The organism is Amycolatopsis sp. 505, from assembly GCF_031625235.1.
Taxonomy (GTDB): Bacteria; Actinomycetota; Actinomycetes; order Mycobacteriales; family Pseudonocardiaceae; genus Amycolatopsis.
Map to the genome: position 1 here is coordinate 245,812 of NZ_JACKQP010000005.1, position 23,855 is coordinate 269,666.

The 23,855-nt window shown below is 71.2% G+C and carries 27 protein-coding genes and 2 pseudogenes; 7 read left to right on the forward strand and 22 right to left on the reverse strand.

Going from position 1 to position 23,855, the window contains the following annotated elements:
- Nucleotides 1–21 precede the first annotated feature (21 nt).
- Nucleotides 22–1,029 (forward strand): alpha/beta hydrolase, encoded by a 1,008-nt coding sequence (locus H5965_RS20265; RefSeq protein WP_310971598.1) that lies wholly within the window; start codon nucleotides 22–24, stop codon nucleotides 1,027–1,029.
- A 17-nt stretch (nucleotides 1,030–1,046) separates the two neighbouring features.
- Here H5965_RS20265 and H5965_RS46165 read toward each other — a convergent pair.
- Nucleotides 1,047–1,226: pseudogene (locus tag H5965_RS46165) on the reverse strand (transposase); the annotation flags it as partial.
- A gap of 168 nt (nucleotides 1,227–1,394) precedes the next feature.
- Here H5965_RS46165 and H5965_RS46170 point away from each other — a divergent pair.
- Nucleotides 1,395–1,487, forward strand: a pseudogene (locus tag H5965_RS46170) (4-oxalocrotonate tautomerase family protein); the annotation flags it as partial.
- A 26-nt stretch (nucleotides 1,488–1,513) separates the two neighbouring features.
- Here H5965_RS46170 and H5965_RS20275 read toward each other — a convergent pair.
- The 3 genes from H5965_RS20275 to H5965_RS20285 form a co-directional block, all read right to left on the reverse strand.
- Nucleotides 1,514–1,852, reverse strand: a complete 339-nt coding sequence (locus H5965_RS20275) for a MoaF C-terminal domain-containing protein (RefSeq protein WP_310971600.1) — start codon at nucleotides 1,850–1,852, stop codon at nucleotides 1,514–1,516.
- Entirely contained in the window at nucleotides 1,853–2,146 is a 294-nt protein-coding gene (locus H5965_RS20280) for a MoaF N-terminal domain-containing protein (RefSeq protein WP_310971601.1), read from the reverse strand.
- A gap of 103 nt (nucleotides 2,147–2,249) precedes the next feature.
- Nucleotides 2,250–3,740 carry an APC family permease gene (locus tag H5965_RS20285; protein ID WP_310971602.1) on the reverse strand — a complete coding sequence of 497 codons (1,491 nt, stop codon included), beginning with the start codon at nucleotides 3,738–3,740 and terminating at the stop codon, nucleotides 2,250–2,252.
- Between the two features lie 517 nt (nucleotides 3,741–4,257).
- Between H5965_RS20285 and H5965_RS20290 the strand changes: the two genes are divergently transcribed.
- On the forward strand, nucleotides 4,258–5,091 hold the full coding sequence (locus H5965_RS20290; protein ID WP_310971603.1) for an aldehyde dehydrogenase family protein: 834 nt from the start codon (nucleotides 4,258–4,260) through the stop codon (nucleotides 5,089–5,091).
- On the opposite strand, the gene H5965_RS20295 is transcribed toward H5965_RS20290, so the two are convergent.
- Together H5965_RS20295 and H5965_RS20300 are read right to left on the reverse strand one after the other, a co-directional pair.
- A complete protein-coding gene (locus tag H5965_RS20295) occupies nucleotides 5,025–5,786 on the reverse strand; it encodes a methyltransferase domain-containing protein (protein WP_310971604.1) in 762 nt (253 codons plus the stop codon). The two genes, H5965_RS20290 and H5965_RS20295, sit on opposite strands and share 67 nt — an antisense overlap.
- Nucleotides 5,787–5,984: 198 nt before the next feature.
- Nucleotides 5,985–6,164, reverse strand: coding sequence for a hypothetical protein (locus H5965_RS20300; protein ID WP_310971605.1), 180 nt, complete (start codon nucleotides 6,162–6,164; stop codon nucleotides 5,985–5,987).
- Here H5965_RS20300 and H5965_RS20305 point away from each other — a divergent pair.
- A complete protein-coding gene (locus H5965_RS20305; RefSeq protein WP_310971606.1) occupies nucleotides 6,157–6,351 on the forward strand; it encodes a hypothetical protein in 195 nt (64 codons plus the stop codon). The genes H5965_RS20300 and H5965_RS20305 overlap by 8 nt on opposite strands.
- A 10-nt stretch (nucleotides 6,352–6,361) precedes the next feature.
- Here the strand turns inward: H5965_RS20305 and H5965_RS20310 are convergent, their stop codons facing one another.
- The 14 genes from H5965_RS20310 to H5965_RS20375 form a co-directional block, all read right to left on the reverse strand.
- Nucleotides 6,362–6,853 carry a flavin reductase family protein gene (locus H5965_RS20310; RefSeq protein WP_310971607.1) on the reverse strand — a complete coding sequence of 164 codons (492 nt, stop codon included), beginning with the start codon at nucleotides 6,851–6,853 and terminating at the stop codon, nucleotides 6,362–6,364.
- Nucleotides 6,850–9,075, reverse strand: coding sequence for a molybdopterin-dependent oxidoreductase (locus tag H5965_RS20315; RefSeq protein WP_310971608.1), 2,226 nt, complete (start codon nucleotides 9,073–9,075; stop codon nucleotides 6,850–6,852). The genes H5965_RS20310 and H5965_RS20315 overlap by 4 nt, the downstream gene beginning before the upstream one ends.
- A complete protein-coding gene (locus H5965_RS20320; RefSeq protein ID WP_310971609.1) occupies nucleotides 9,072–10,127 on the reverse strand; it encodes an LLM class flavin-dependent oxidoreductase in 1,056 nt (351 codons plus the stop codon). The genes H5965_RS20315 and H5965_RS20320 overlap by 4 nt, the downstream gene beginning before the upstream one ends.
- Nucleotides 10,124–10,477: a ferredoxin family protein gene (locus H5965_RS20325; protein WP_310971610.1), complete on the reverse strand. Its 354-nt coding sequence runs from the start codon at nucleotides 10,475–10,477 to the stop codon at nucleotides 10,124–10,126. The genes H5965_RS20320 and H5965_RS20325 overlap by 4 nt, the downstream gene beginning before the upstream one ends.
- The gene (locus tag H5965_RS20330; protein WP_310971611.1) at nucleotides 10,474–11,934 is read right to left on the reverse strand and encodes an FAD-binding protein; all 1,461 of its coding nucleotides are present in this window, start codon (nucleotides 11,932–11,934) and stop codon (nucleotides 10,474–10,476) included. The genes H5965_RS20325 and H5965_RS20330 overlap by 4 nt, the downstream gene beginning before the upstream one ends.
- The gene (locus tag H5965_RS20335) at nucleotides 11,931–12,629 is read right to left on the reverse strand and encodes an ABC transporter ATP-binding protein (RefSeq protein WP_310971612.1); all 699 of its coding nucleotides are present in this window, start codon (nucleotides 12,627–12,629) and stop codon (nucleotides 11,931–11,933) included. Before H5965_RS20335 ends, H5965_RS20330 begins: the two co-directional genes overlap by 4 nt.
- Nucleotides 12,626–13,594: an aliphatic sulfonate ABC transporter substrate-binding protein gene (locus H5965_RS20340; RefSeq protein WP_310971613.1), complete on the reverse strand. Its 969-nt coding sequence runs from the start codon at nucleotides 13,592–13,594 to the stop codon at nucleotides 12,626–12,628. The genes H5965_RS20335 and H5965_RS20340 overlap by 4 nt, the downstream gene beginning before the upstream one ends.
- Before the next feature lie 9 nt (nucleotides 13,595–13,603).
- Complete coding sequence (locus tag H5965_RS20345; protein ID WP_310971614.1) at nucleotides 13,604–14,404, reverse strand: ABC transporter permease subunit; 801 nt, start codon at nucleotides 14,402–14,404, stop codon at nucleotides 13,604–13,606.
- Nucleotides 14,401–15,369: an ABC transporter substrate-binding protein gene (locus H5965_RS20350; RefSeq protein ID WP_310971615.1), complete on the reverse strand. Its 969-nt coding sequence runs from the start codon at nucleotides 15,367–15,369 to the stop codon at nucleotides 14,401–14,403. The genes H5965_RS20345 and H5965_RS20350 overlap by 4 nt, the downstream gene beginning before the upstream one ends.
- 100 nt (nucleotides 15,370–15,469) lie before the next feature.
- On the reverse strand, nucleotides 15,470–16,195 hold the full coding sequence (locus tag H5965_RS20355; protein ID WP_310971616.1) for a DsbA family protein: 726 nt from the start codon (nucleotides 16,193–16,195) through the stop codon (nucleotides 15,470–15,472).
- A gap of 3 nt (nucleotides 16,196–16,198) precedes the next feature.
- Entirely contained in the window at nucleotides 16,199–16,627 is a 429-nt protein-coding gene (locus H5965_RS20360) for a cupin domain-containing protein (RefSeq protein ID WP_310971617.1), read from the reverse strand.
- An 11-nt stretch (nucleotides 16,628–16,638) separates the two neighbouring features.
- Nucleotides 16,639–17,061: an Rrf2 family transcriptional regulator gene (locus tag H5965_RS20365; protein ID WP_310971618.1), complete on the reverse strand. Its 423-nt coding sequence runs from the start codon at nucleotides 17,059–17,061 to the stop codon at nucleotides 16,639–16,641.
- 8 nt (nucleotides 17,062–17,069) lie between these two features.
- Nucleotides 17,070–17,738, reverse strand: coding sequence for a serine aminopeptidase domain-containing protein (locus H5965_RS20370; RefSeq protein WP_310971619.1), 669 nt, complete (start codon nucleotides 17,736–17,738; stop codon nucleotides 17,070–17,072).
- Nucleotides 17,735–18,844: an LLM class flavin-dependent oxidoreductase gene (locus H5965_RS20375; RefSeq protein ID WP_310971620.1), complete on the reverse strand. Its 1,110-nt coding sequence runs from the start codon at nucleotides 18,842–18,844 to the stop codon at nucleotides 17,735–17,737. Before H5965_RS20375 ends, H5965_RS20370 begins: the two co-directional genes overlap by 4 nt.
- 157 nt (nucleotides 18,845–19,001) lie before the next feature.
- Between H5965_RS20375 and H5965_RS20380 the strand changes: the two genes are divergently transcribed.
- The gene (locus H5965_RS20380; RefSeq protein ID WP_310971621.1) at nucleotides 19,002–20,138 is read left to right on the forward strand and encodes an acyl-CoA dehydrogenase family protein; all 1,137 of its coding nucleotides are present in this window, start codon (nucleotides 19,002–19,004) and stop codon (nucleotides 20,136–20,138) included.
- 358 nt (nucleotides 20,139–20,496) lie between these two features.
- Here H5965_RS20380 and H5965_RS20385 read toward each other — a convergent pair whose 3' ends face one another.
- The gene (locus H5965_RS20385; RefSeq protein ID WP_310971622.1) at nucleotides 20,497–21,111 is read right to left on the reverse strand and encodes a TetR/AcrR family transcriptional regulator; all 615 of its coding nucleotides are present in this window, start codon (nucleotides 21,109–21,111) and stop codon (nucleotides 20,497–20,499) included.
- Between the two features lie 68 nt (nucleotides 21,112–21,179).
- On the opposite strand from H5965_RS20385, the gene H5965_RS20390 reads away from it, so the two are divergent.
- On the forward strand, nucleotides 21,180–21,566 hold the full coding sequence (locus H5965_RS20390) for a Dabb family protein (protein WP_310971623.1): 387 nt from the start codon (nucleotides 21,180–21,182) through the stop codon (nucleotides 21,564–21,566).
- 148 nt (nucleotides 21,567–21,714) lie between these two features.
- Nucleotides 21,715–22,515: a hypothetical protein gene (locus H5965_RS20395; RefSeq protein WP_310971624.1), complete on the forward strand. Its 801-nt coding sequence runs from the start codon at nucleotides 21,715–21,717 to the stop codon at nucleotides 22,513–22,515.
- 56 nt (nucleotides 22,516–22,571) lie between these two features.
- Here the strand turns inward: H5965_RS20395 and H5965_RS20400 are convergent, their stop codons facing one another.
- Nucleotides 22,572–23,741 carry a S8 family peptidase gene (locus H5965_RS20400; protein ID WP_310971625.1) on the reverse strand — a complete coding sequence of 390 codons (1,170 nt, stop codon included), beginning with the start codon at nucleotides 23,739–23,741 and terminating at the stop codon, nucleotides 22,572–22,574.
- Nucleotides 23,742–23,855: the final 114 nt, after the last annotated feature.

Sequence of the window (23,855 nt, forward strand, 5' to 3'; positions counted from 1 at the left end):
GGGGAAAACATGAGAAAGAGAATGACTGCCTTGACCAGAGCGGTGGTTGCCGCCGTCACTGCGGCCACCGCTGTCGTGGGGACCGGCCTGGTCTCGGCCGATGCCGCCGTGACCGCAAGGCCGGAGTCGGCTGCCGCGCCGAGCGCCGCCGGCCAGACCAACGAATCGTCCGCCCGGCCGCTCGGTTACCAGTCGAACTACGCGTGGGTGAACGGTTTCCGGATGCACTACCTCCGGGGAGGCAGCGGCTCACCGGTCGTTCTTCTGCACGGCTTTCCGCAGACGTCCGCCGAGTGGGAGCCGCAACTTCAGGCGCTCGCGAAGAACCACACCGTGGTCGCTGTCGACCTTCGTGGAACCGGTGACTCCTCAGTTCCGGAGACCGGCTATGACACGACACAGTTGGCTGACGACGTGCATACGCTGCTCGCCCACCTCAACCTCGACAAGGGCATCCGGATCGTGGCCCACGACATCGGCGCGTGGATTGCCTACCCGTACGCCGCGATGTGGCCCAGCGAGGTCAGCAGGATGGTGGTGATGGAGGGGCCCATCCCCGACCGGTCCCTCTACACGTTCCCGGCCTTCTCGCCCGAGGGTGAGCTTTCGACGTGGCACCTGGGCTTCTTCCAGAAGGACTTCGCTCAGGATCTGGTCCGCGGGCACGAGCGTGACCTGGTCAAGGGGTTCATCGAGCAGTACCTGGCAGTGGACAGCGCGTTCGACGACGGCGACTACGAGTTCTACGCCCGCTACCTCCGCGAGCCCGGCCGGTTCAAGGCGTGGATGGACATGTACCAAGCGCTGCACACCGACATTGCCCAGAACGAGAAGTTCCGTGAGTCGGGGCCACTGAAGATGCCTGTCCTGGCCGTCGGTGGCGAAGAGGCGCTGAGCAGTGCCGTCGGTACACAGTGGAAGGGCTACGCTTCGAACGTCGAGACCCGGGTAATGGCCGACACCGGCCACTGGCTCACCGAAGAACGACCGCGGGAGCTCACCGCGCTGCTGCTCGAGTTTCTGCGTTGACGGCCGGAGGCGCCGACACCAACCTCTGAACGCCAGCGGATACCGTCCAGAAGCTGGCGCTTGGTCCATGTCGGTGGGCGGCCGGGCTTCTTACCGACGGGCAGCAGTGGTTCCAGGATCGCCCACTGCGCGTCGGTCAGATCAGCTCGCCCCGTCGCCGCTAGGCTGGGCACGAGGTCTCCGGTGTTCTTGATCAGCTTGGTCGTTGATCGGTCTACCGGAGACCTCGTCTATTTGACCCCAGACACGCCGCACCAACAATGCCGACCAGAAGTTCCGCTGGTCAGCACATCAAAACAGGCTCTAGTACTTCTTTACCGAAAGTTCGGTAAAGTGGGTGGCATGGCCGCGACAGCCTCGGCGCACCTGACGCGTCCATCCGCGTGCTGCTGACCGAAGTGCCACCGGAACGCTGGAGCTCGGGGGGAAAGACGCTGGCGGAACGAGCCGCTCCCTGAAGCTGTGTGCTCACGACCGGTCTCCGTCAGGCTGTGCCGGGTCGAGATGGGCGGGGCGGACGGTGGTGCTGAGCAGGTGCCCGAACGTGCCGAAGGTGAGTGCGTGGTGTCCGGGCCCGTCTCGTCCAAGCCGAACAGCGCCCCGAGGGAGCGAGGTCGTGGGCGTTGCGGTGGTCGGCCACAGTGACCGCGGCGCACGGAATCACCTTCTCCCGCCAGGTGAAGACGTAGATGCCGGGGCGCAGCTGGTAGACGGTGTTTTCGTCGGTGTCGGCCAGGCAATGCGCCGGCCCCGCGAGGCACTGCCACGTGTACCACGGCGGGCTGCGGTCAACGTGCTCGTAGGCGTGTTCCTCGCTGTACACCTACAGCACGCGTCGGCCGATCAGCGCTGTGGTCGGCGCCGGCTCGGCGATCGTGGTGATCACCGAAAGGGCGTGCCCGGTGGTGAAGCCGAGGAACAGGCTGACGGCTTCGGTCGGCTCGTCCGTGTGGTGGAACTGCGCGTAGACGAGCCCTTCGGCGACGTGGAAGGCTTCGTAGTGATCCTCTCCGGTGGCCGCCGGGAGCGGGTCGGTGGCGCCGGGGGCGTAGTCCCAGCCGACCGTGCCGGCGCCGAAGCGGTGGATGATCCGGGTGCCCCGGTCGTCGGTGACCACCACTTCGCGGTCGGCCAGCGCGGTCGAGGGCTCCGGTTGTTGGCGTCGAAGTCGGGTTCGAGCCCGTTGAGGGGCAGCCAGTTCGCGGTGCCGGCGAGGTCGGTCACGAGGTTTCCTCCATGGTGTGTCCCATGGAATCGGTGGGGGTGGCGGCCGGTTCGCGTTCGAGGTCGGTGTCCAGGGCCTGGTACACCGCGGGGCGGCGCTTGCGCAGCCAAGTGGCGACCAGCAGCCCGGCCAGTGCGACGATCAGCAGTAGCCAGGGCAGCTGGGGGACAAGGCCGTTGCTGGAGCCGGCCAGGGTCGGGAAGTTGATGATCGCCAGGGTCACGATGAGCCCGAGGCCCACCGCACCCAGGCCGGGCGCGATCAGCGTCCGGGTGAGCCGGGGGTCGCGGGTGCGGCGGAAGTGGACCAGGATCGCCAGCGCCGCGAGCAGTTGCAGGGCGAGGATGCCGAGCGTGCCGAAGCCGGTCATGCTGGCCGTCAGGTCGGCGACCGGGTCGAGTCCGGCGAGCCGGAACAGCAGCGCCACCACCGAGCCGAAGGCCAGCTGGGCGAGGGCGGCGTGCCGGGGCGCGCCGTTGCGGGCGCGGGTGTGGCCCAACAGCCGGGGCAGGACGCCGACGCGGCCCAGGGCGTAGAGGTAGCGGGTCGCCGAGTTGTGCAGGGCCAGCAGGGCCGCGAACAGGCTGACCACGAGCAGCAGCATCATCACCTTGGTCAGCGCGTCGCCGAGGTAGTCCTGCGACACCGAGAACACGAGGTCTCCGGTGGACAGGTGCGCGGTGGCGACATCCTGGGCCTGCGCCACGCCGATCGCGGTGACCACAGCCCAGGTGGTGAAGGCGGCGAAGACCCCGATGAAGCCGATGGCGATGTAGGTCGCCCGCGGGATTGTCCGCTTGGGGTTCTTCGCTTCTTCGCCGAACAGGGCGGTCGCTTCGAAGCCGATGAAGGCGTTTGCGGCGAACAGCAACGCCAGCCCGCTCGCGCCCTGGAGCATGACGGACGGATCGAAGACGTCGAAGGAGAAGCCGTGCCGGAACAGCACGCCGAAATCCATGATCAGCAGGATGGACACCTCGAGGACCAGGGAGACGCCGAGAACCTTCGCGCTGACGTCGATGCCGCGCCGGCTGAGCAGGAAGACCAGCACGACCGAGACCGCGCTCCAAACGATCCAGTCGAGGTCCAGCCCGAAGACGTCCTTGAGGACGGTGCCGGTGAAGAATCCGCTGGTGCCGATGGCGCCGGCGACGAAGCAGTTGTAGCCGAGCATCGCGACGAACCCGGCGACCAGGCCCATGGTCCTGCCCAGGCCCTTGACGACGAAAGCGTAGAAACCGCCCGCGCTGGTCAGAACCTTCGACATCTGGGCGTAGCCGACGGCGAACAGCAGCAGCACGACCGTGGCGAGAAGGAACGCGGCGACCATGCCGCCGCCGTTGCCGACGGCGATGCCGATGGCCGCGACCACGACCATCCCGGTCAGCGGCGCCACCGCGGCCAGCACCAGGAACACGATGCCGGGCACACCCAGGACGTTCTTGGCGAGCGAGGTGCTGTCCTGCCCGGGACCCGATCCGCTCATGGCTGCTCCTTGGTCGACGGGACCGTCTTCGGTCGGCTTGGACCGGAAGTATGGAAGCCCGGGCCTCTCCCGGCTTGCCTTTGCGTGCGCGGTCCTTGTCCCTGCGCGACCGGCTCGGGGATCAGACCTGCTCGCCGAGCTTGAACTCCCCTGCCCGGGCGCGCTGGAGAAGCCGTCCGCGCCAATGGTGACGTCCGCGTCGGGCGGCTCGGCTCGTTCGACGACCGGCTGGACGCGCCCGTCGAGGTCGAGGACGACCGACGCGTCGGTGTACCAGCTCGACGCCACTGGGTTGTCCGAGTCGTGTCCACGATCACCCGGGCGCACCAGCACGTCACGGGCGCCGCATCGAGGGTGATCGCAGAAAGAACCACCCTGCGGTACCGGCGCCCCTGCCCGCGTTCCTCAACGATACGACGGCGAAAGCCGAACTGATCCGCGCGGACATGCCCCTTATTGGACAAAAGAATGACAAATACCGGGAACGCGGAGCAACGTACCCGATCGGCTATTCTTCTTGAAAATCGTCGATCCCCGCACGTTCGACGACGGCGGCACGTTTTCCTTCGAAAACCAGCAGTACCTCACGGAGCTGTTCGAAACGGTCCGACAACTGGCGCCCCACCCTGCAAACAGCTGCGTTCGTCGGCGGTATCGCCGGCGTCATTGCCTGTGGCGTCAGCGTTGTCTGCGGCGCACCGCCTACACTCGCTTCGACGTCGACTCCCGTCGCGCCGAGGAGTTCACCGACAAGCTCGCCGGTGCGGCGGAGGCGATGACCGTGGGCAACGGGTTCGACGAACGGACCCAGCTCGGTCCGCTGGTCACCGCGGAGCAGGTCGACCGCGTCGACGCTTGCGTGCGCATCGGTCAAGACGAAGGCGCGCACCTGCGCACCGGGGGCTCACGCGGCGAAGGTGAGCTCGCCGCGGGCAACTTCTACCGTCCGACCGTGTTCGGCGGCGTCACGCAGGACATGCGCATCGCCCGCGAAGAGATCTTCGGGCCGGTGCTGTCGGTCCTGTCCTACGACGACCCCGACGAGCTCGCCGACTTTGCCAACGACACCGACTACGGGCTGGCCGCGGTCATCTGGAGCCGGGACGTCCGCACCGCGAACCGGCTGGCGCAGCGCATCAAGACGGGAACCGTCTACATCAACATGCCGCCCTTCCTCGACGCCGCGGCCGCCTGGGGCGGTGTCCAAAGTGGTCGAAAAGACGCGCGGCGGAGGCAGTTCATTCCGTCCTTCGCGAGCGAATCGCCGCCGAAGCCACGGGTTCGTCAACGGCGCAGCAGCTCGCGCAACGGAAGGATTCTTCGAACGGCTCCGATATCGGGTGATTCGTGAGTGCGGCCCGCCTGGCGTTCCGCGTCGCGCAGCTGGCCAGGCGGCCGGTACGAGAGCGAGGTGCGCCGCCCGCCGTCGGCGAGACCTCGCCAGAGTTCCGGGAAACTGAAGTCGTAGCACGTCGTGGCGGAAATCCGCCGAGTTCCGTCGTGGTTGCCGAGATGTCCTCGCCGAGGGTGAACAGCTCGACGTCGCGTGACCGGTAGTCGAAGACGTCGGTCTCGCTCGTTCCCGGTCACCGGCGCGCCTGGCGTGATCGCAGGTCCCCGCGCGCAGGCCGAGAAGGAAGCGGCAGTGCTGAACGCCATCGCGGAAGGCCGGCACGACCGGTCCTTGCCGGCGGCTCGCGACAAGATCATGATGGGCGGCAGGTCCAGCCAGTGGCCGAGCCGCGGGTCCTCGGGCCGCCACCGGAACGCGCCGTAGCCGGCGTCGCGCACGGCGACGACTCCGCCGGGACGCGTCACCCGCCGCATCTCGCGGAGGGCGACGGGTTCCGAGAGGTGCTGGAGCACTTGGGTGACGTCGTAGCTGTCGTCGGGATCGGAGAGCGAGTACGCGAACTCGACGGCCACCCCGCGGCGCGCGGCGTTCGACCGGGTGGCCGGCAGCGGGTAGCCGGTGATCTCGATCCCGCGCACCCGCCCGGGCGTGACGGCTTCCCACCTTGTCCGACGCCGCCGACAGTAGAACATGTTCGACACTGTGCCAGCGGCGGGTCGTCACACGGTCGCCGCTCGGTCGGGATTGAGGTTGAGGGCGACGGTGCCGTACTCACTGCAACGAGATTGGAATCCGGTTACCTCGCCGGGTTCCGGGCAGCCGTCTGCCCGGCCTGGCGGGGCCCGGACCCGGGCAGACGGGCCGTTCTCAGTCTTCGGACGATCTGCGGCTCAGGTGACCGGGGTAGTCGGCGTGGCCGCGGGCGCCGTTGCGAAGGCGGCTTTGCGGCGCACCAGGGAGATCATCGCCGCGCCGAGCAGGCCGGCCACTGCGAACACGAGGAAGCCCAGCGAGGACGCGGCACGCGCGTACCGGTCGTTGCTCGGGACGCTGTTCGGCTCGGTGCTCACCGGCACCGCCGCGACCGGCATCCCGGCGGTCCGGGCCGAACCCGTGGTGGCGTACTTCCGGCGGATGGCCACCGCGGCGGCACTGCCGAGCCTGCGCCGGGTGCTGCCCGCATTGGAGGCCGGTGACTGCAAGCAGGACTTCGAGTACCAGCTCGACCTGCTGATCGGCGGGCTGCGGCCGGCGTGAGGCCGGCGGCTCAGACGGCGGCGAGCCGGCGGAAGCGGCTGCCGTGGAAAACCAGGGGTGGGGTTTGGTCCGTGCGGAGGCGGTGGATCTCCAGCAGGGCGATCACGTGATCACCGGCTGGCACCTCGGCGTGCAGCGAGCACTCCAGCCAGGCGCTCGATCCGCTGATGAAGACGCTGTCGTCCGGGCCGGGCTCCCACTGGACGTCGCGGAAGCGGTCGCCCTGCCGGGAGGACAGGCTGAGGCAAGCGTCGTCCTGTCCTTCGGCGAGGACGCTGAGGCCCAGCCGCAGCCTCCTCCGGAGGAGGGGCCAGGTCGACGATGTCCGCTGGATGCAGATCGACACCAGTGGCGGCGCCAGGGAGACCGACGTGAAGGAGCTGGCGGCCATCCCGCGAGGTTGTCCGTCGACGAGGGCGCACACCGCGGTCACGCCGGAGGGGAAGCAGCCGAAGGCTTCGCGCAGGTGGCTCTCGGACGTCACGGACTGGAGGTCGATCATCGGCTTCCTTCCCGAAGCGGGGGATGCAGTGCCCGCACGTGCGGGGCGGGGCCGGTGAAGCGTTCGATGTCGACCGCGGCGTGCTGGCCGGCGCAGCCCTGCGACAGCCGGGACGAGGGGATGTCGGCGGTCAGGACATTCGGGTTGCCGTGCGCGCACAGCGGGCCCGTGGGGTGGTCCTCGACCGGGTCGAACCAGGCGCCGGTCGGGAGCTGGACCACGCCGGGGCGTAGGGCGTCGTCGAGGACCGCGCCCGCCAGGCAGGCGCCGCGGGCGTTGAACACCCGGACGACGTCACCGGTCGTGATGCCGCGGGCCGCCGCGTCGGCCGGGTTGAGGCGGACCCGCTCGCGGCCCGCCACTTTGCCCGCGCTGCTGACGTCGCCGGCGTCGAGCTGGCTGTGCAGGCGGGTGTGCGGCTGGTTGGCGATGAGCCAGAGCGGCCCGGATTCGGTCGGCGGCAGCCAGACCGGGTGGCCGGGACAGTCCGGGTAGCCGAAGCCCGCGACGGTCGCCGACGTGATCTCGATGCGGCCGCTCGGCGTGCGCAGGGGATGCGCGACCGGGTCAGCGCGGAAGTCCGCGAACAGCGTGTGGTGCTCGCGGCCGGCCGGGAGCCGCAGCTCGCCGTCGGTCCAGAACCGCTCGAACGTCGGTTCGGCGCGCCAGGAGCTGTACAGGTGCTCCAGCCACTCCCGCGCGGAACGGCCTTCGGTGAACGCCTCGGCGACGCCGAGCCGGGCCGCCAGCTCGGTGAAGATCGTGTAGTCGTCGCGGGCCTCACCTGCGGGCAGCGCGATCCGGTGCATCGCGATCAGGTGGGTGTCGCGGCGGCCGGACCCGAGGTCTTCCCGCTCCAGCGCCGTGGTCGCGGGCAGGACGATGTCGGCGTGCCGCGCGGTCGCCGTCCAGTGGGGTTCGTGGACGACGATCGTGTCGGGGCGGGTGAACGCGCGGCGCAGGCGGTTGAGGTCCTGGTGGTGGTGGAACGGGTTGCCGCCGGCCCAGTAGACGAGCCGGGTGTCGGGGTAACGGCGGACTTCGCCGTCGTAGTCGTACTCGCGGCCCGGGTGCAGCAGCAGGTCCGCGATCCGGGCCACCGGGATGAACTCGTCCACCGGGTTCACGCCCTGCGGCAGGTACGGCACGCGCAGCTCGGGGCCGGTGTCGCCGACGTCGCCCATCGAGCCGTAGCCGTGCCCGAACCCGCCGCCCGGCAGGCCGACCTGCCCCAGCATCGCCGCCAGCGCGATGCCCGCCCAGACCGGTTGTTCGCCGTGTTCGGTGCGCTGCAACGACCACGTGACCGTGATCAGCGTGCGGTGCTTGGCCATCTCCCTGGCGAGCGCGACGATGTCGGCGGCCGGGATGCCGGTGATGCCGGCCGCCCACTCCGGATTCTTGTCGCGCAGGTACCGCTCGAATTCCGGGTAGCCGACGCAGTAGCGGTCCAGGAACTCGCTGTCGTGCAGGTCTTCGGCGACCAGCGTGTGCGCCAGCGCGAGCATCAGCGCGGTGTCGGTAGCGGGGCGGATCGGGTACCAGTGAGCGTCCACTGTGGATGGCAAGTCGTCCCGCAACGGGCTGACGAGCGCGACCCGGGCCCGCAACCGCGCGAGGTGCCCCGGCGTGCCGTGCACGGTGACCCCGCCGGGCGTGACGAAGACGTTCTTCTCCGGCACCCCGCCGAACGCGACGATAAGCTCGGTGTGCTCGGCGATCGTCGGCCAGGTCGACGCCTGGCGCAGCACCGCGTGCGTGTCGCCGACGACGTGCGGCAGCAGCACCGACGACGTCCCGTTGCTGTAGGTGTTCCGAGAGCCGGTGAAGCCGCCGATCGTGTTCAGGAACCGGTGCAGCTGGCTCTGGGCGTGGTGGAACCGCCCGGCGCTCGCCCAGCCGTACGAGCCGCCGAAGATCGCCTGGTTGCCGTGCCGGGTCCGGACCCGGTCGAGTTCGGCGGCCAGCCGGTCGAGGACGTCGTCCCAGTGCACCTCGACGAACTCGTCGCGGCCGCGGCGGTCGTCCGGGCCGGGGCCGTCCTCGAGCCAGCCGCGGCGGACCGCCGGCCGGGCCACCCGGCTCGGGTGGTCCAGCGCGGCGGCCAGGTTGCCCAGCAGCGGCGACGGCGCCGGGTCGGCCGGGTGCGGCTCGACGCGCAGCCGCCCGTCGGCATCGACCTCGGCGGAGAAGGCGCCCCAGTGCGATGTGCTCGGTTTCATGCGCCGACGGTAACCGCGTCCGCGCGCTCCCGGACCAGCCTGACCAGGGTGCCGTAGTCGCGGGCGTCGGCCAGCGGCGAGAACCCGCGGATCAGCAGCGTGCCGACGCCGAGCCGGACGTAGTCCAGCAGCGAGTCCGCGACCTGCTCATAGCTGCCGACCAGCGCGGTCGAGTTCCCGGCGGCCCCGGTCGTCTTCGCCACCGCCGTCCACAGCCGCTCGTCCACCACCTCGCCGGTGGCCGCCGCCTCCAGGAGCCGCTGGGAGCCGACGGCCTCGCTCGAATCCCGACGGCCCTTGAACTCGCCGACGCGGTCCTGGGTCAGTCGCAGGATCTCCCGCGCTCGCTCCCACGCCTCGGCCTCGGTGGCCGCCGGGATCGGCCGGAGGCTGACGCTGAACGCGATGTCCCGGCCGGCGGCCGCGCGGACCTGCTCGATGCGCTCGGCGATCCCAGCGAGGGGTTCGCCCCAGAACGCGTAGACGTCGGCGTGCTTGGCGCCGACCCGGATGGCGTCGGCGGACGCGCCGCCGAAGTACACCGGGATCCCGGCGGCCGGGCGGACGTCGGAGAGCCCGCCGCGGACCCGGTAGAACTCGCCTTCGTGGTCGAACGGCTCGGACGAGTCCCACGTCCGGCGGACCACGGTCAGGAAGTCGTCCGTGCGACGGTAGCGGGTGGGCTTGTCGGTGAAGTCGCCGTCGCGGGCCTGGTCGGCGTCGTCGCCGCCGGTGATCACGTGCAGCGCGATCCGGCCGGGGTGGAACGCGTCGAGGGTGGCGAACTTGCGGGCCAGCTGGGTGGGCGCGACGAACCCGGGGCGGTGGGCGAGCAGCACGCCGAGCCGCTCGGTGGCCGCGAGCACCTGGTCGGCGAGGACGAACCCGTCCGGGCTGCTCGCCGACTGGGCGATCAGCACCCGGTCGAACCCGGCCTCTTCGTGGGTGCGGGCGACTTCGCGCAGGTAGCCGGGCTGGATGACCGGGCCTTCCGGCGCGAGGATCTCGCTGGCCTGGCGGTCGGCGGCGTAACCGATGAATTCGAGCGTCACGGGGTCTCCTGTCCCAGGGCGCGGGCGGCGGCGAAGATGTCGCTCATCCGCCAGCTTTCGTTGGTGTGGGTGCGGCGGGCCCGGCCCCAGCCGGAGTCGCGCCGGTACTGCGCGGGCCAGTCGCCCGCCCGGACGGCGGTTTCGTCGACGGCCACGGAGTGGCGGCAGTCCGGGTCGACGAACAGCGCGTCGACCGGGCAGTACAGCTCGCAGAGGAAGCACGTCTGGCAGTCGCTCTGCCGGGCGATGACGGGCGGGGCGTCCGAGACGGCGTCGAAGACGTCGGTGGGACAGACTCGCACGCACTTGTCGCAGGCGATGCAGCGGTCGGCTAGGACGAGTTCGATCACGCGGCGGCCTCCTGCTCGTCGGTGCGCCAGTGCATGCCGAGGGATTCCCGCCTCCGCAGTGCGGCTTCCTTGACCCAGCGGCCCACGGCCACCAGTGACGCGGTCTCCCGCGCGGTCACGGCGTCGCGGCCGGTGCCGGTCCAGCCCGCCTCGACGTCCGTCCACAGGGAATCCAGGAGGGACAGGGATCGGCGGAGACCGGTCTCGTCCCGGAACATGTTCTTGTCGTAGGCGTTCAGCTCCTCCCGGACCACGTCGACCACCGCGGTCGTGTCCACTGTGGCCGGTCGGCCGCCCGGCCGGATCCCGGCCCGCCCGACCGGCCGCACCGGCGAAGCTTTCGTGCCGCGGGCGTACCGGACCGCCGCGCGCCCGGCCCAAGTGCCCGACGAAACCGCCCACGCCGAGTTCGGCGAGCCGCCGCCGGAGATCGCCCCCACGATCGGAACCCGGCTGGCGACGTCCCCGGCGGCGTAGAGCCCGGGCACGTCCGTGGCGCAGTCCGGAGCCACGACCAGCCCGCCGACCCCGCGGATGGTGCCCTCGCCGAGCAGGGTGACCTCGAACCGGTCGGTGTAGGGGTCGATCCCGCGGCGGGTGAACGGCAGCAGGAAGTTGGGCTGGACCACCGGCATCTTCCGGCGCACCCAGTCCGGTGCCCGATCCAGCGTGGTGAACACCGGGCCGCGCAGCATCGCCGCGCCGAGGACGCGGTTGCGGTCCGGCCCGGGCGGCAGGTCGATGACCCGGCCGTCGGCGTCGGTGTAGGTGCCGAACAGGTAGGTCATCGACCGCGCCATCGTCGAGAAGGCCGGGGCGAGGGTGTAGTAGTTCGAGAACTCCATGCCCGACAGCCGCGCGCCGGCCTCGACGGCCATCAGGTGGCCGTCGCCGGTGTTGCCGCGCGAGCCGAGCAGGTGCGAGCGGAAGGCCGTGCCGCCGGTGGCCAGCACGACCGCGCCCGCCTGCACCTGCCAGTCCCCGCCCGCCTGCCGCCGGACCCCGGCCGCGCCGCCTGCGGAACCGTCCGGGCGCAGCAGCAGCTCCAGCGCCGGGTGGTGGTCGAGGATCCGGACGCCGGCGCGGTGCACCAGGCCCCGCATCGCCCGCAGGTACTCCGGCCCGCGCACGTTGTTCGTCCGGTCGGGCTCGCCGTCGCGTACCGGGAACGGGTAGTACCGGTCCAGCGTGGGCAGCCGCTCCCACGTCGTGCGCAGGACCCGCAGCGCCTGCTCGGGATCGGCGAGGCCACCGGCGTGCGCGTGCCGCTCGGCCACCGCGCGCTCGTGGTCCTGCGGCTCGACGAACCAGTGCGTGACCCCGGCCGTGGCGGTGACGCCGCTGGTACCGCAGTAGCCCTTGTCCACCAGCACGACGTCCCCGCCGGCCTGGGCCGCGGCCAAGGCGGTCCAGGTCGCGGCGAGGCCGCCGCCGATGACGAGCACGTCGGCCTTCACCGGGACTCCGCCAGTTCGGCGACCCCCAGCTCGGCCAGCAGCCGGTGCCGCAGCTCGTCGAACTCCGGGTTGCGGCGGCTGCGTTCGCCGTCGAAGGCCACGCGGTGCTCGGCGGCGAGCCGGCCGGAGCGCATCGCGACGACGCGGTCGGCGAGGAGGATGGCCTCGTCGACGTCGTGGGTGACCAGCAGCACCGCCGGGCGGTGCGCGTCGACGAGCTGCCGGACCAGGGCGTGCATCTTGATCCGGGTGAGCGCGTCGAGGGCGGCGAACGGCTCGTCGAGCAGCAGCAGCCGGGGTTCGCGCACGAGCGCCCGGGCGAGGGCGACGCGCTGGGCCTCGCCGCCCGACAGCGTGACCGGCCAGGCGTCGAGGTGCCCGGCCAGGCCGACCTCGGTCAGCGCGCGGGCCGCGGCCTCGCGGGGCAGGCCGACGGCGACGTTCTGCCACACCCGCCGCCACGGCAGCAGCCGGTGCTCCTGGAACACGACCATCCGCTCGGCCGGTGCCGCCAGTTGGCCGCCGTCGGGGGTGTCGAGCCCGGCGAGCAGGCGCAGCAACGTCGTCTTGCCGCAGCCGCTCTCGCCGATGAGCGCGACGAACTCGCCGGGCGCGATGTCGAGGTCGAGTCCGTCGAGGACGGTCCGCGGGCCGAAGCTCTTGGTCAGCGCGCGCACCCGCACGGCGGTGGTCACAGCTTCACCGCGTGGTCGGCGATGGTGATCGGGCCGCTGAGCACCTTGCGCTTGGTGAGCCAGTCGGCCCCGCGCTGCAGCTGCGCGATCCCGTCGTCGTTGATCAGCGCCAGCTTTGTCCGGACGTTCTTGGCGGCCATCTTGTCCAGGACGGGCTGCGGGTAGTGCGAGACGGTGTTGCCGATGTCCAGGGACTCCTTGTAGTGCTGGTTCTGCCATTCGTAGTCGGCCTGGAACGCGGCGATCACCTTGCGGATGGTGTCGGCGTTCTGCTCGGCGTAGTCGCGGCGGACGAGGTAGCTGGTGAAGTCGATCTGGAAGTCCAGCTCGTCGCCGTCGACGAAGATGGGCTTGGCGCCGTACTGGACTTCGGCGATCTCGCGGAAGCCCTGCCAGATGGCCCAGGCGTCGATCTTCCCGGCGCCGAACGCGGCGGAGGCCTCCGGCGGGTTGAGATAGGTCACCTTCACCGACTCGCGTGGCACGTTGTACTTCTCGAGGGCGGCGACCAGCAGGAACTCGCCGAGCCCGGCCTTGTTGACCGCGACGGTCTTTCCCGCGAGATCGGTGACCTTCTCGATGCCGGTGTGAGCGCCGGCGACGATCGCGGTGGTCCGCGGGGTCGAGGCCGCCCAGGCGACGTAGACCAGGTCGGCCCCCGACAGAATCGCCTGGTCGGCCGGGGTGGTGCTGCCGCCGAAGCTGAAGTCGGCCGTGCCGCCGACGACGGCCTGCAGCGTCGGCGCGTGATTGGGGAACGGGCCCACCCACTCGACGGTGATGCCCTGGTCCTTGAGCGTTTTTTCGAGCACGCCCCGGGCCTTCGGGACGGAGATGGTGCTGTAGGTGAGCCGGACCTTGCCCTGGGTGGCGCCGCCGGCCGAGCCGGTGGCGCACGCGGCGAGCGGGGCGGCGAGGGCGGTCAGCCCGGCTGCGGTCAGGAACGTGCGTCGGGAGAGTGTCATGGCGGGTCCTCAGGCGGTCAGGCGGGCGTAGGTGGGGTGCCAGCGCAGCAGGCGGCGTTCGAGGAGACGGGTGACGACGTCGCAGAGGATCCCGATCACGGCGTAGATGAGCACGACGAGCACGATCACGTCGGTCTGCAGGAATTCGCGGGCGTTGGTGGCCATGAACCCGAGTCCCGCGTCGGCGCCGAGGGTTTCGGCGATGACCAGAGCGAGCCAGGCCGCGGTCAGCGACAGCCGCAGTCCGCCGAGGATCGACGGCAATGCACCCGGCAGCACGACCCAGCGGATCTGCGCGGCCCGGCCGAGGCCCACGACGTCGGTCATCTCCAGGAGCTTCGGGTCGATCTGGCGGATGCCGAGCACGGTGGTCAGGTAGAGCGGGACGGCGGTGCCGAGCGCGATCAGGAAGATCTTCCCGGCCTCACCGATTCCGAACCAGACGATCACCAGCGGCAGGATGGCCAGGAACGGCACCGCGCGGACCATCTGGATGCTGCGGTCCAGCAGCGCTTCGGCCACTTTGGACAGTCCGACGAGCAGGCCGAGCCCGAGCCCGAGGCTCGCCCCGATGGCGAACCCGGTGGCCGACCGCTGCAGGCTGGCCACCAGGTTGGCGGGCAGCTCGCCGTCGGCGATCAGGTCACCGGCCTTGGCGAGAACGCCGCTGGGCGCGGGTAGCACCTGCTTGGGCAGGAGCCCGGTCCGCGCGAGGAGCTCCCACAGCGCGAGGACGGCCACCGGGGTCAACCAGGAGACAGCCCGGTACGGGAAGCGGACGACCACCGGCCGGGCGAGGGCGCGGGTCATCGCGGATCGAGGCGTGAGTCGACGTAGTCGGTCAGCTTCTTGCCGCCGGGGAACAGGCCCTGCTGGACCCAGGTGTCGTAGGTCTTCTGCAGCTGGGCGGCGAGCGCGGCGTCGACCGGGATGCGCTGGTAGGTCGTCTCGTCGGGCCGCACCTGCTTGGCGATCTCGATCGGCTGGTGCGCGAAGCCGGCGTACCATTTGTCGAACGCGTCGGGGTTGTCCTTGGACCAGGCGTAGCTCTTGTCGACGCGGCTCGCGAAGTCCTGGATGGCGGTGCGTTTGCGCGGGTCGCCGAGTGCCTTGTCGGTGGCCGACAGCACGTTGAGACCGGAGTTGATGCCCGCTCCGTCGGAGAGCACCCGCGCCCCGAGCTCGCCACGGGCGCGAGCGGCGTACACGCTCCAGGTGGCCCAGGCGTCGATGCTGCCGGTCGAGAACGCACCGTTCGCCTCGGACGGCGCGAGGAAGTTGAGCGTGACGTCCTTGTCCGACAACCCGGCCTTCTTGAGCGCGCCGATGACCAGGAAGTGGGCGACGCTGCCGCGGGTGGTGGGCGAGATCCGCTTGCCCTTGAGGTCGGCGATCGTGTGCGCGGGGCTGTCCTTCGGCACCAGGAGGTAGGTGCCCTTGCCGCCGTTGCTCCAGGCCGCGGCCACCTTGATCTTGGAGCCGCCGGCGATCGCGGTGACCGTGGGGGAGTCGTTGGCGCCGCCGATGTCGACCGCGTCCGCGCGCAGGGCCTCGTGGAGGTTGACCGCCGCGGCGAACTGCGACCACTCGATCTTGTAGGGCAGGTTGTCCAGTAGTCCGGCGGCCTTGAGCCGGGACTGCGTGGCACCGGTCTGGTCGCCGACCCGCAGCACCACCGGGCCGGATGCGTCCGATGTGGACGATTCGCACGCGGTCAGGGTGCCGAGACCGAGCAGGGTGGCCACGAGCAGGGCGAGCCGGGGTTTCGAGGGCATGCGGAACTCCCCAATGCGGTGTCGGCCGCGGAGATTCGGTTGCGGCGCCGGGCTAAATGGTCACCGGCGTGTGTCTATTTTCCCCTGCGGCCGGGCGGAGTCAACGCCCACGGCCGGGTTCCCACGAGCCGGGAAGAGATCCACTGTGGACCGTCGCAGCCCTCGCGGCGTCGAAGTATTCGCGCAGCGGACGCCAGCCGGGCACGACGAACCGGCCGCCGGAACCGGTGAAGGTCAGCGTCGGCAGGGCGTAGCGGACGTGGTGTTCGAGGTGCTTCGCGCGGCCGCTGTGGGGCCCGGGAGCGGTGATGTCGAGGACTTCCGGGCAGGGGTTGCGGGTTTCGCGCCAGTCGTCGCGGACGGCCTGCCGGACTTCGTCGCTCGCCATCGCCGCCCGCAGCGCGGGGAGGTCGAGGCCCGGCACGCCCTCGACCGCGGCGAGTACCCGCTCGGTGTCGTCGGCCGGGGTGCCGTGCAGGAACGTCGTTTCGCGCAGCCGCGTCAGGACCAGGTCGGCGACGGTTTCCCCTTGCACCTCCGCGGCTTTCGCGGCCAGCGAGGCCGGCCAGCTCGTCTTCGCCACCCAGGCCAGGTGCGGTGGCTTCGGGGCGCCGGTGTGCTCGGTGACGCCGTCGATGAACTTCGCGTACCAGGCGGCCTCGGCGGCGGGGTCCGGCGCCGGGTCCTCGTCGTCGTCGAAGAGGATGCCGAACACCCGCCGCCACCGGACGTCCGGCAGTTCCGCCCGCAGCCGGCGGAACTTCGGCTCCGATCCCCACGCCCACGGGCAGGCGGGATCGGTGTATTCGACGACGTCGAGCGGCACGGCTCAGTCCTCGGGGACGTCGACCGGGGACCAGAGACTCGGCAGGTTGACGACGATGCCTTCCTGGCTGCTGCGCGCGATGATCACGACGGCCTCTTCGTCGGTCGGATTCTCTTCGCGGTGCGGCACGTACGGCGGCACGAAGATGTAGTCCCCGGGCCCGGTTTCGATCCGGACTTCCTCCTCGCCGTCGGCGAAGACGAACACCGGGTGGCCGGACTTGACGTAGATCGCCGTCTCGGCCTCGCCGTGGTGGTGGTCACCCGAGTTGGTCACCGGCGCGACATGCGTCTCGCCCATCCACACCTTCGACGACCCGACGGTCTTGCCGGAGATCGCCTCCAGCCGCCGCATGCCGCTCGTCTGGTTCGTGTCGCCGGTGAGGTCGGCGCCGCGGATGTGCCGCAGGGGCTGGTGCCAGAGGTCGCTCACGCGAAGTCCTTTCAGGTGGCGACGCGGGCGGGCGTCGCGTCGTCGAGCAGGTCGGCGATGGTCGTGGCGCGCAGCAGCGCGTCGAGCCCGGCTTCGAGGCCGGACCAGAACGGCGTGAGCCCGGCCGCCGTGCCGTGGTAGGCCAGCGCCGGGCGCGGTTCGCCGCGGACGGAGAGGAACTCGCCGTCGACCGCCACGACGGCGTCCCGCACGGTCACCTCGGCGGCCGCCCTGGCCAGCCAGTAGCCGCCTTCGCAGCCGCGCTGGCTGCGGACCAGCCCGGCCTGGCGCAGGTCCCGCATGACCGCCTTGATGAACCGGGCGGGGATGTCCTGGGTGGAGGCGACGGCCTCGCAGGTGATCGGTCGCGAGGTGTCCGCGGCGAGCTCCAACAGCACCCTGATCGCGTAGTCCGCCCTGGCCGAGATGCGCATGCCCGCCATCATCCCCGGACCAGGACCGGCCCGCGCGTCCCGGCGCGCAGCCACTCCAGGAACTGGACGATCTCGGCGGCCACGCTGCGGTGGGCGACGTCGTTGAGCACGTCGTGCCGCCCGCCCTCGACCAGTGCGAACCGGCCGGCCGGGAGCATTTCGGCGAGGGCACGGGCGGCCTTCGGGTCCGCGACCCGGTCGACGCCGCCGTGCAGGACGAGCACCGGGACGCGGGGGAGCACCGCCGGGACGCCGGCTGGGTCGGCGAGCAGGGCGCCGCGCCGGAGGCGGTCGTCGGCCTCGAGCAGCGTGCGGTGGACCGGGCACGCCGTCCGCGCGTCGAGCTCGCTTTCCCACGAGGAGTTTTCGACGTGCTCGGCCGACAGCGGAAGACCGGCCGCGACGACCGCGTGCACCGGCAGCTCGGTGGCGAGGGTGAGGGCGGCCAGGCCGCCGGTGTCGCTGCCGAGCAGCACCACCGGCACCGGGTTCCCGCGGAGTTCGCCCGCGACGTCGTCCGGGGAGGCGACGGCGACCACCCGGTAGCCGTCGAAGGCCAGCCGGGTGCCCAGCCGCGTGTAGAGCCCCGGGTGCTCACCCCGGCCGGGCAGCAGCACGACCGTGCCGCGCACCGCCACGCCCTCCGGCGGGGCCCAGCGGGCGGGGGCGCGGGTCATACGGCGGCCGCCGTGGCGGGCTGCCGCTCGCGGCGGGCCAGCTCGGAGCGCACCAGCGGCAGCAGGTCCCTGCCGTAGTCGATCGCGTCGTCGAGCGGGTCGTAGCCGCGGATCAGCAGCGTGGTGACGCCGATGTCGACGTAGTCCAGCAGGGCCTTGGCCACCGTCTCGGGGGTGCCGACCAGCGCGGTGGAGTTGCCCGCGGCGCCGGTGGCCGTGGCCAGTGGTGTCCACAGTGCACGGTCGTGGCGGTCGGCCTTCGCGGCCGCGGCCAGCAGCCGGACGCTCCCGACGTTGGTGGGCGGGCCGCCGTCCCGCCATTCCCGGGCCGCCTTGGCCGCGCCGGACGCGGTGATCTTGTCGAGGATCCGCTCGGCCCGTTCCCACGCCAGCTCCTCGGTGGGGCCGAGGATGGGCCGGAAGGACACGCTGATCCGCGGCGGGGTGAGCCGTCCGGCCGCCTTCGCCGCCGCCCCGACGGAAGCGATCTGCTCCGCCGTTTCCCTCAGCGGCTCGCCCCAAAGGGCGAACACGTCGGCGTGCTTGCCGCCGACCCGGTAGGCCGCTTCCGAGGAACCGCCGAAGTACAACGGGATCCGCGGGTTCTGCAGGGGCCGCACCTGCGGGGTGTAGTCGTCGAGCCGGTAGTGCTTGCCGTGGTGGGAGAACGCCGACCCGGACGTCCAGGCACGCTTGAGGATTTCCAAGTACTCGTCGGTGCGCTCGTATCGCTCGTCCTTCGCCAGGTAGTCGCCGTCGCGGGCTTGCTCGACGTCGCTGCCGCCGGTGATGGTGTGCACGGCGACGCGACCGCCGCTGAAGTGATCGAGGGTGGCGAACGCGCGCGCCGCCAGCGTCGGCGCGACGAACCCGGGGCGGTGGGCGACGAGCAGGCCGAGGCGCTCGGTGTGGGCGGCCGCGTAGGCCGCGACCTGCTGGCCCTCCGGCCAGCCCGCGCCGTATCCGATGAGCACCCGGTCGAACCCGCCGTCCTCGTGCGCCCTGGCGAACCGGCGGACGTAGGCGGGGTCGATGACCGGGCCTCTGGCGGACCGGGTCTCGCTCGCGTCCTGGGTGCCGATCATGCCGACGAACTCGACGGGCATCTGCTTTCCTTTCGCCGCAGCACAATGCTCGCTCCAGCGAACGATACGAGCGGCGGCAGTGTCAATTGGGCATCTTCAGGTGTCCAATTGGTGGACGGTGCTGGCTCCGACGGCGCAGGGCCCCTTATCGTCGGCCCAACACCCCCGGGGAGGACTCGTGACCACGAGCGTTGCCACCGTGCCGCAGCCCGACCTGGCCGCGTTGCCGTCGATCGTCAGTGCGCTGTCCGCACGGGCCGGCGAGCACGACCGCGAAGCGACATTCCCGCACGAGGGCGTCGAGCTGGTGCACGGCGCCGGCCTGCTGACCGCGACCGTGCACCCGCGCTACGGCGGTCCGGGCGCCGGCGTTCTCGATACGGCCCGGCTGCTTTCCGAGCTGGGGCGCGGGGATCCGTCGGTCGCACTGGTCGCCGCGATGACGTTGTTCGTCCACGCCGCCCAGGGCGCCGAGCCGTCCTGGCCCGAAGAGGTCTACCGGCGGGTCCTCGCCGAATCCGCCGAGCGGCCGGTGCTGATCAACGCGTTGCGCGTCGAACCGGAGCTCGGCTCCCCGACCCGCGGCGGCCTGCCCGCGACGACCGCCTGCCGGACGGCGGACGGCTGGCGCCTGTCCGGCCGCAAGATCTACTCGACCGGTTCGGTGGGCCTGCGGTGGATGATCGTCTGGGCGCGGACCGACGAGCCTTCACCGCGGGTGGGCGGGTTCCTGGTCCACGCCGGCGCACCGGGCATCGAGATCGAGCCGACCTGGGACCACCTCGGGCTGCGGGCGAGCGCGAGCCACGACGTCGTGTTCACCGACGTCCCGGCGGAGGCGCCGCCCGGACTGTCCACACCGGATACTCAACGGCCGCCGGTGCTCACCTTTCCGCTGGCCCTGCCGGCGATCTACCTCGGTGTCGCGCGCAATGCGCTCGACTGGCTCACCGGGTTCCTCCGTGACCGCGTCCCCAGCGGGCTCGGCAAGCCACTGGCCACGTTGCCGAGGTTCCAGGCCGGCGTCGGCGAAATCGCCGCGCGGATCACCGGGGCGGAGGAGATCCTGTTCGGCCTCGCCCGCCGGGCCGACGAGGGCGACCCGGCCGCGCCGGCGCAGGCGGGAGTGGCGAAGGTGCTCGCGACGCGGCTGCTAATCGAGGCGGTGGAACAGGCCGTCGCGCTGACCGGGAATCCCGGGCTGACCCGGACCAACCCGCTGCAACGGTACTACCGCGACGTGCTGTGCAGCCGGGTCCACACCCCGCAGGACGACGCCGTGCTGACCGGGCTGGGCCGGTCGATCCTCGCCTGAACTCGGTCCCGGGAGAAATCCGTGTCACTTTCCCGCACCGATCCACGCCTCGCCGCGGGACCATCTCGAAAACCCGCGAGGCGGCCCGATCTGCGGCGCTGGATCAGTCCGGTGGTCAGAGTGGTGGAATGTCGAGGGCGGGAAACGTGCCACCGGGGCGGCACCGACGTGCAGGCTTTCCTCGCCGAGCAGCACCCGGTGCCGCAGAACGAGTGTCGTACCTGTGCCGGTCCCGGGCGGAGCCGGCCCGATGACGATTGCGACGCTGCTCGACCAGACCGTCCGGGCCGCTCGCCGGAACGGCGCCGGCTGAGCACGGCGGCCCCGGGCCGTGGCGCGGTGTCCCGCGAGCTCTGAATCAGGCGGCGAAGGCGCGGAACACCGTCTCGGCCGCTTGGTCGGCCACGGCGTCGATCTCGGCCGCGGCGAGCCGCCGGGTGCCGAGGTGTGAACGGCGCTCGAGCGGGCCGGTCAGCAAAGCAAGGAACTGTTCCGCGACGAGCGCGGGGTCGCAATGACGCAGCTGCCCGCCGATCACCAGCCGGGCGAGGTGGTCCGCCAAAGCGTCACCCAGCCGGCCGGCGGTGACCGCGTGGACGTCCGTCAGCAGCTCGGGGAAGCGGCTCAGCTGGGCGTAGGTGAGCGTGCGCAAGGCGCGGGACTGCTCGTCGCAACATCGACGGGCCAAGGTACGGGCCGCGTGCGTCAAGGTCTGCCGGGGGTCGCCGTCCGGGGTGATGCGCTCGACCGCCGCGAGGTTGGCCGCGCCGACCTGCTCCGCCACCGCGGCGAGGGTTGCCCGGAACAACGTTTCCTTGTCCTGGAAGTGGTTGTAGACCGTCGGTTTCGCGACGCCGGCCTCGGCGGCGATCTCCTGGACGTTCGCCGCGTCGTAGCCGACTCGGGAGAAGACCGCGAAGGCGGCGTCGAGGATCGCCTCCCGCTTGTCGATCCGGCCGCGCGTGCTGGTCATGGACGTAGTTTACAACTGACTCGACGGTTCGCTAATTTGAACTCGCTAGTTCACTCTGGGAGGGCACCATGATCGTCAACCTGCTGCGGTTCCGCTTCCGCGACGAGGTCACCGAGGACGAGCGGGACGCCGTCCTCGCGGCGATGCGGCGGACGGCGGGCGTCGAGTCCACCGCGTTCGGCACGGTCGGGCGGGACCTCGGCGATCCGGCCGAGGGATTCACGCACGCTTACTGCGTCGGCGTGCCGGACCTCGCCGCGCTGGAGCGGTACCTGCACGACCCTGTGCACCTAGCCGGGGACGACGTGATCCTGCCAAGCCTGGCGCGGCTCTCGGCCGTGCGCTTCACCGACGACGCCGACCCGGACACCGGCGCGAAGATCGGCGCTCTGGTCCTCGCGAAGCTCGCGAAGTACCCGGCCTGGGAACAGCAGCTGAACGCGATCCCGGGCTGAGCTCAGAATTCGGACATCGTTGACAGTTCACGCACGGGTTCTTACTTTCGGTGCATGGCAACGGGACGGGTTCTCACACGATGGTGGTCGAGCCGGAATCGGTGTCGCTGAGCGTGACTCCGCGACTGATCCGTCCCGAGGAGCTCCCATGCGTCCCGTCGCCGAACGCTCGGCCGACCTGAACCGCCTGCTCGCCCAAGGTCCGTTTCCCGACGCGCTGCGGGCGGCCATCGGGGAGAGCGGGCTGTCGCTGGACCGCATTCGCCACCGCCTCGCGCGGCGGGGTCTGACGGTCAGCGTTCCGACGCTGAGCCTCTGGCAGTCCGGCCGGCGGCGCCCGGAACGCGCGGAGTCACTGCGGGTGCTCGCGGGTCTGGAACAGCTGCTCGACTTGCCGTCCGGTTCCCTCGGTATGTTGCTGGGGCCGCCCCGGCCGCGACGCCACGGCCGGTTGGTCGTGCTCAGCCAGCACGACCGGGCGGAAATCGACGAGGGCGGCCGGCTCGCCGCCGTCCGCGTCCGGGTGGTGCTGCGTGCCGTCGAAGCCGGATCGGAGCGCTGGCCGGTGCGGTGGGACCTGCCGGCCGGCGTGACGCCGAAGATCGTCGCCGATCGCAACTGCCGCGTCGGCAGCGTCGGGCACGACCTCGATCGCAGCCGGCTGACCGCGGACCTCGTGCTGGATGCGGCGCCGGCGCCGGGGGAGTCCGTCATCGTCGAATTCGGGGCGACGTTCCCGGCCCGGCCGGCCGCGCACGAGTTCCTGCGCGTCTTCGACCACCCGGTCCGCGACTACCTCCTGGAGGCCCGGTTCGCCGAGCTGCCGGCCCGGTGCGTGCGGCTGCCCGGCGGCAGCGCTGTCCGGGAGCTGTACCCGGATTCCGGCGGAACCGTGCACGTCGCCGAAGCCGATGCCGCCGGCCGGGTCGGGATCCGCTGGGAACCGTGAACGCAAGCGGGGCCCCGGCTGTTCGCCGGGGCCCCGCCCTCCTTTCCGGTGCGGCGTCAGGGGGCGATGTAGAGGGTCCGGTTCGGGGTACCGCTGCCCGGGTTCTTGACCAGGTTCGGCGTAGCCGCCGCGACGAGGGCCTGGCTCACCTGCGCGGCGGTGGCGGTGGGGTGCGTGGCGAGGTAGATCGCCGCCGCGCCGGCGACGTGCGGCGATGCGAAGGACGTTCCGTTGCCGGTGTAGGTGGCGGTGTCGTTGGTGTTCCACGCGGAGGTGATGCCGACACCGGGGGCGAACAGGTCGACGCCGGCGCCGTAATTGGAGAAGGACGCGCGGGTGTCGGTCTTGTCCGCGGCGGCGACGGTGATCGCTTCGGCGACCCGGGCGGGCGAGGAGGTCGAGGCGTTGGCGTTGGAGTTGCCTGCCGCGACGGCCCAGGTGACGCCCGAGCTGATCGAGTTGCGGACCGCGGTGTCGAGCGCGGTCGAGACCCCGCCGCCCAGGCTGGCGTTGGCCACGGCGGGCTTCTTGGCGTTGGAGGTGATCCAGTTGACGCCGGCGATCACGCCGGAGATCGTGCCGCTGCCGTTCGAGCCGAGCACGCGCACGGGGTACAGCTGGGCGCCCTTCGCGACCCCGTACTCGGAGCCGGCGATCGTCGCGGCCACGTGGGTGCCGTGCCCGTAGCCGTCGTCGGCGTTGCTGTCGTTGTCGACGAAGTCGTAGCCCTGGTGCACGCGCCCGCCGAACGTCTGGTGGGTCGCGCGGATCCCGGTGTCGAGGACGTAGACGTTCACGTTCGACGCCGTGGTCGAGTAGGTGTACTGGTTGTTCAGCGGCAGGTTCCGCTGGTCGACCCGGTCCAGGCCCCACGACGGCGGGTTCTGCTGGACGGCTTCGGTGTGGATGGTCTTGTCCTGTTCGACGAAGGCCACCGCGTTGTCGGCCGCGAGGCGCTTGGCGTGCTTTTCGTCGAGGCGCACGGAGAATCCGGCGAGGTTCTGCGTGTAGATCCGCCCGACAGTGCCGCTGTACCGCCGGGCGAGGTCGCCGCTGTCCGTGTTCTTCGCGCTGTCCTTCAGCACGACGATGTAACTTCCGGCGACGGTTCCGGCGTCGGCGGTGCCGAGCACCACGCCTTCGGCCGCCTGGGCCGGGGTGACACCGGTGAAGACGACCGCCGCCGCCACGGCGACCGCGGCTCCGGTGAATCTCGCTGCACGCATTTCCTGCTCCTCGGGGAAGGGGACGTTCGCCCACCGAAGTTAGGGCCGTCCGCGTTTTCTCGGCAGGCGCGGGTTTTTGCGTTTTTGCGCCCGCTTTGCGGATCCGCGTCGGCC

Coding starts and splice junctions, on each gene's coding strand:
- H5965_RS20395 (WP_310971624.1), top strand. CDS start 21,715: ATGCGTCCCGTCGCCGAACGCTCGGCCGACCTGAACCGCCTGCTCGCC.
- H5965_RS20285 (WP_310971602.1), bottom strand. CDS start 3,740: ATGAGCGGATCGGGTCCCGGGCAGGACAGCACCTCGCTCGCCAAGAAC.
- H5965_RS20315 (WP_310971608.1), bottom strand. CDS start 9,075: ATGAAACCGAGCACATCGCACTGGGGCGCCTTCTCCGCCGAGGTCGAT.
- H5965_RS20390 (WP_310971623.1), top strand. CDS start 21,180: ATGATCGTCAACCTGCTGCGGTTCCGCTTCCGCGACGAGGTCACCGAG.
- H5965_RS20310 (WP_310971607.1), bottom strand. CDS start 6,853: ATGATCGACCTCCAGTCCGTGACGTCCGAGAGCCACCTGCGCGAAGCC.
- H5965_RS20400 (WP_310971625.1), bottom strand. CDS start 23,741: ATGCGTGCAGCGAGATTCACCGGAGCCGCGGTCGCCGTGGCGGCGGCG.
- H5965_RS20350 (WP_310971615.1), bottom strand. CDS start 15,369: ATGCCCTCGAAACCCCGGCTCGCCCTGCTCGTGGCCACCCTGCTCGGT.
- H5965_RS20385 (WP_310971622.1), bottom strand. CDS start 21,111: ATGACCAGCACGCGCGGCCGGATCGACAAGCGGGAGGCGATCCTCGAC.
- H5965_RS20340 (WP_310971613.1), bottom strand. CDS start 13,594: ATGACACTCTCCCGACGCACGTTCCTGACCGCAGCCGGGCTGACCGCC.
- H5965_RS20375 (WP_310971620.1), bottom strand. CDS start 18,844: ATGCCCGTCGAGTTCGTCGGCATGATCGGCACCCAGGACGCGAGCGAG.
- H5965_RS20365 (WP_310971618.1), bottom strand. CDS start 17,061: ATGCGCATCTCGGCCAGGGCGGACTACGCGATCAGGGTGCTGTTGGAG.
- H5965_RS20345 (WP_310971614.1), bottom strand. CDS start 14,404: ATGACCCGCGCCCTCGCCCGGCCGGTGGTCGTCCGCTTCCCGTACCGG.
- H5965_RS20265 (WP_310971598.1), top strand. CDS start 22: ATGACTGCCTTGACCAGAGCGGTGGTTGCCGCCGTCACTGCGGCCACC.
- H5965_RS20370 (WP_310971619.1), bottom strand. CDS start 17,738: ATGACCCGCGCCCCCGCCCGCTGGGCCCCGCCGGAGGGCGTGGCGGTG.
- H5965_RS20295 (WP_310971604.1), bottom strand. CDS start 5,786: ATGTTCTACTGTCGGCGGCGTCGGACAAGGTGGGAAGCCGTCACGCCC.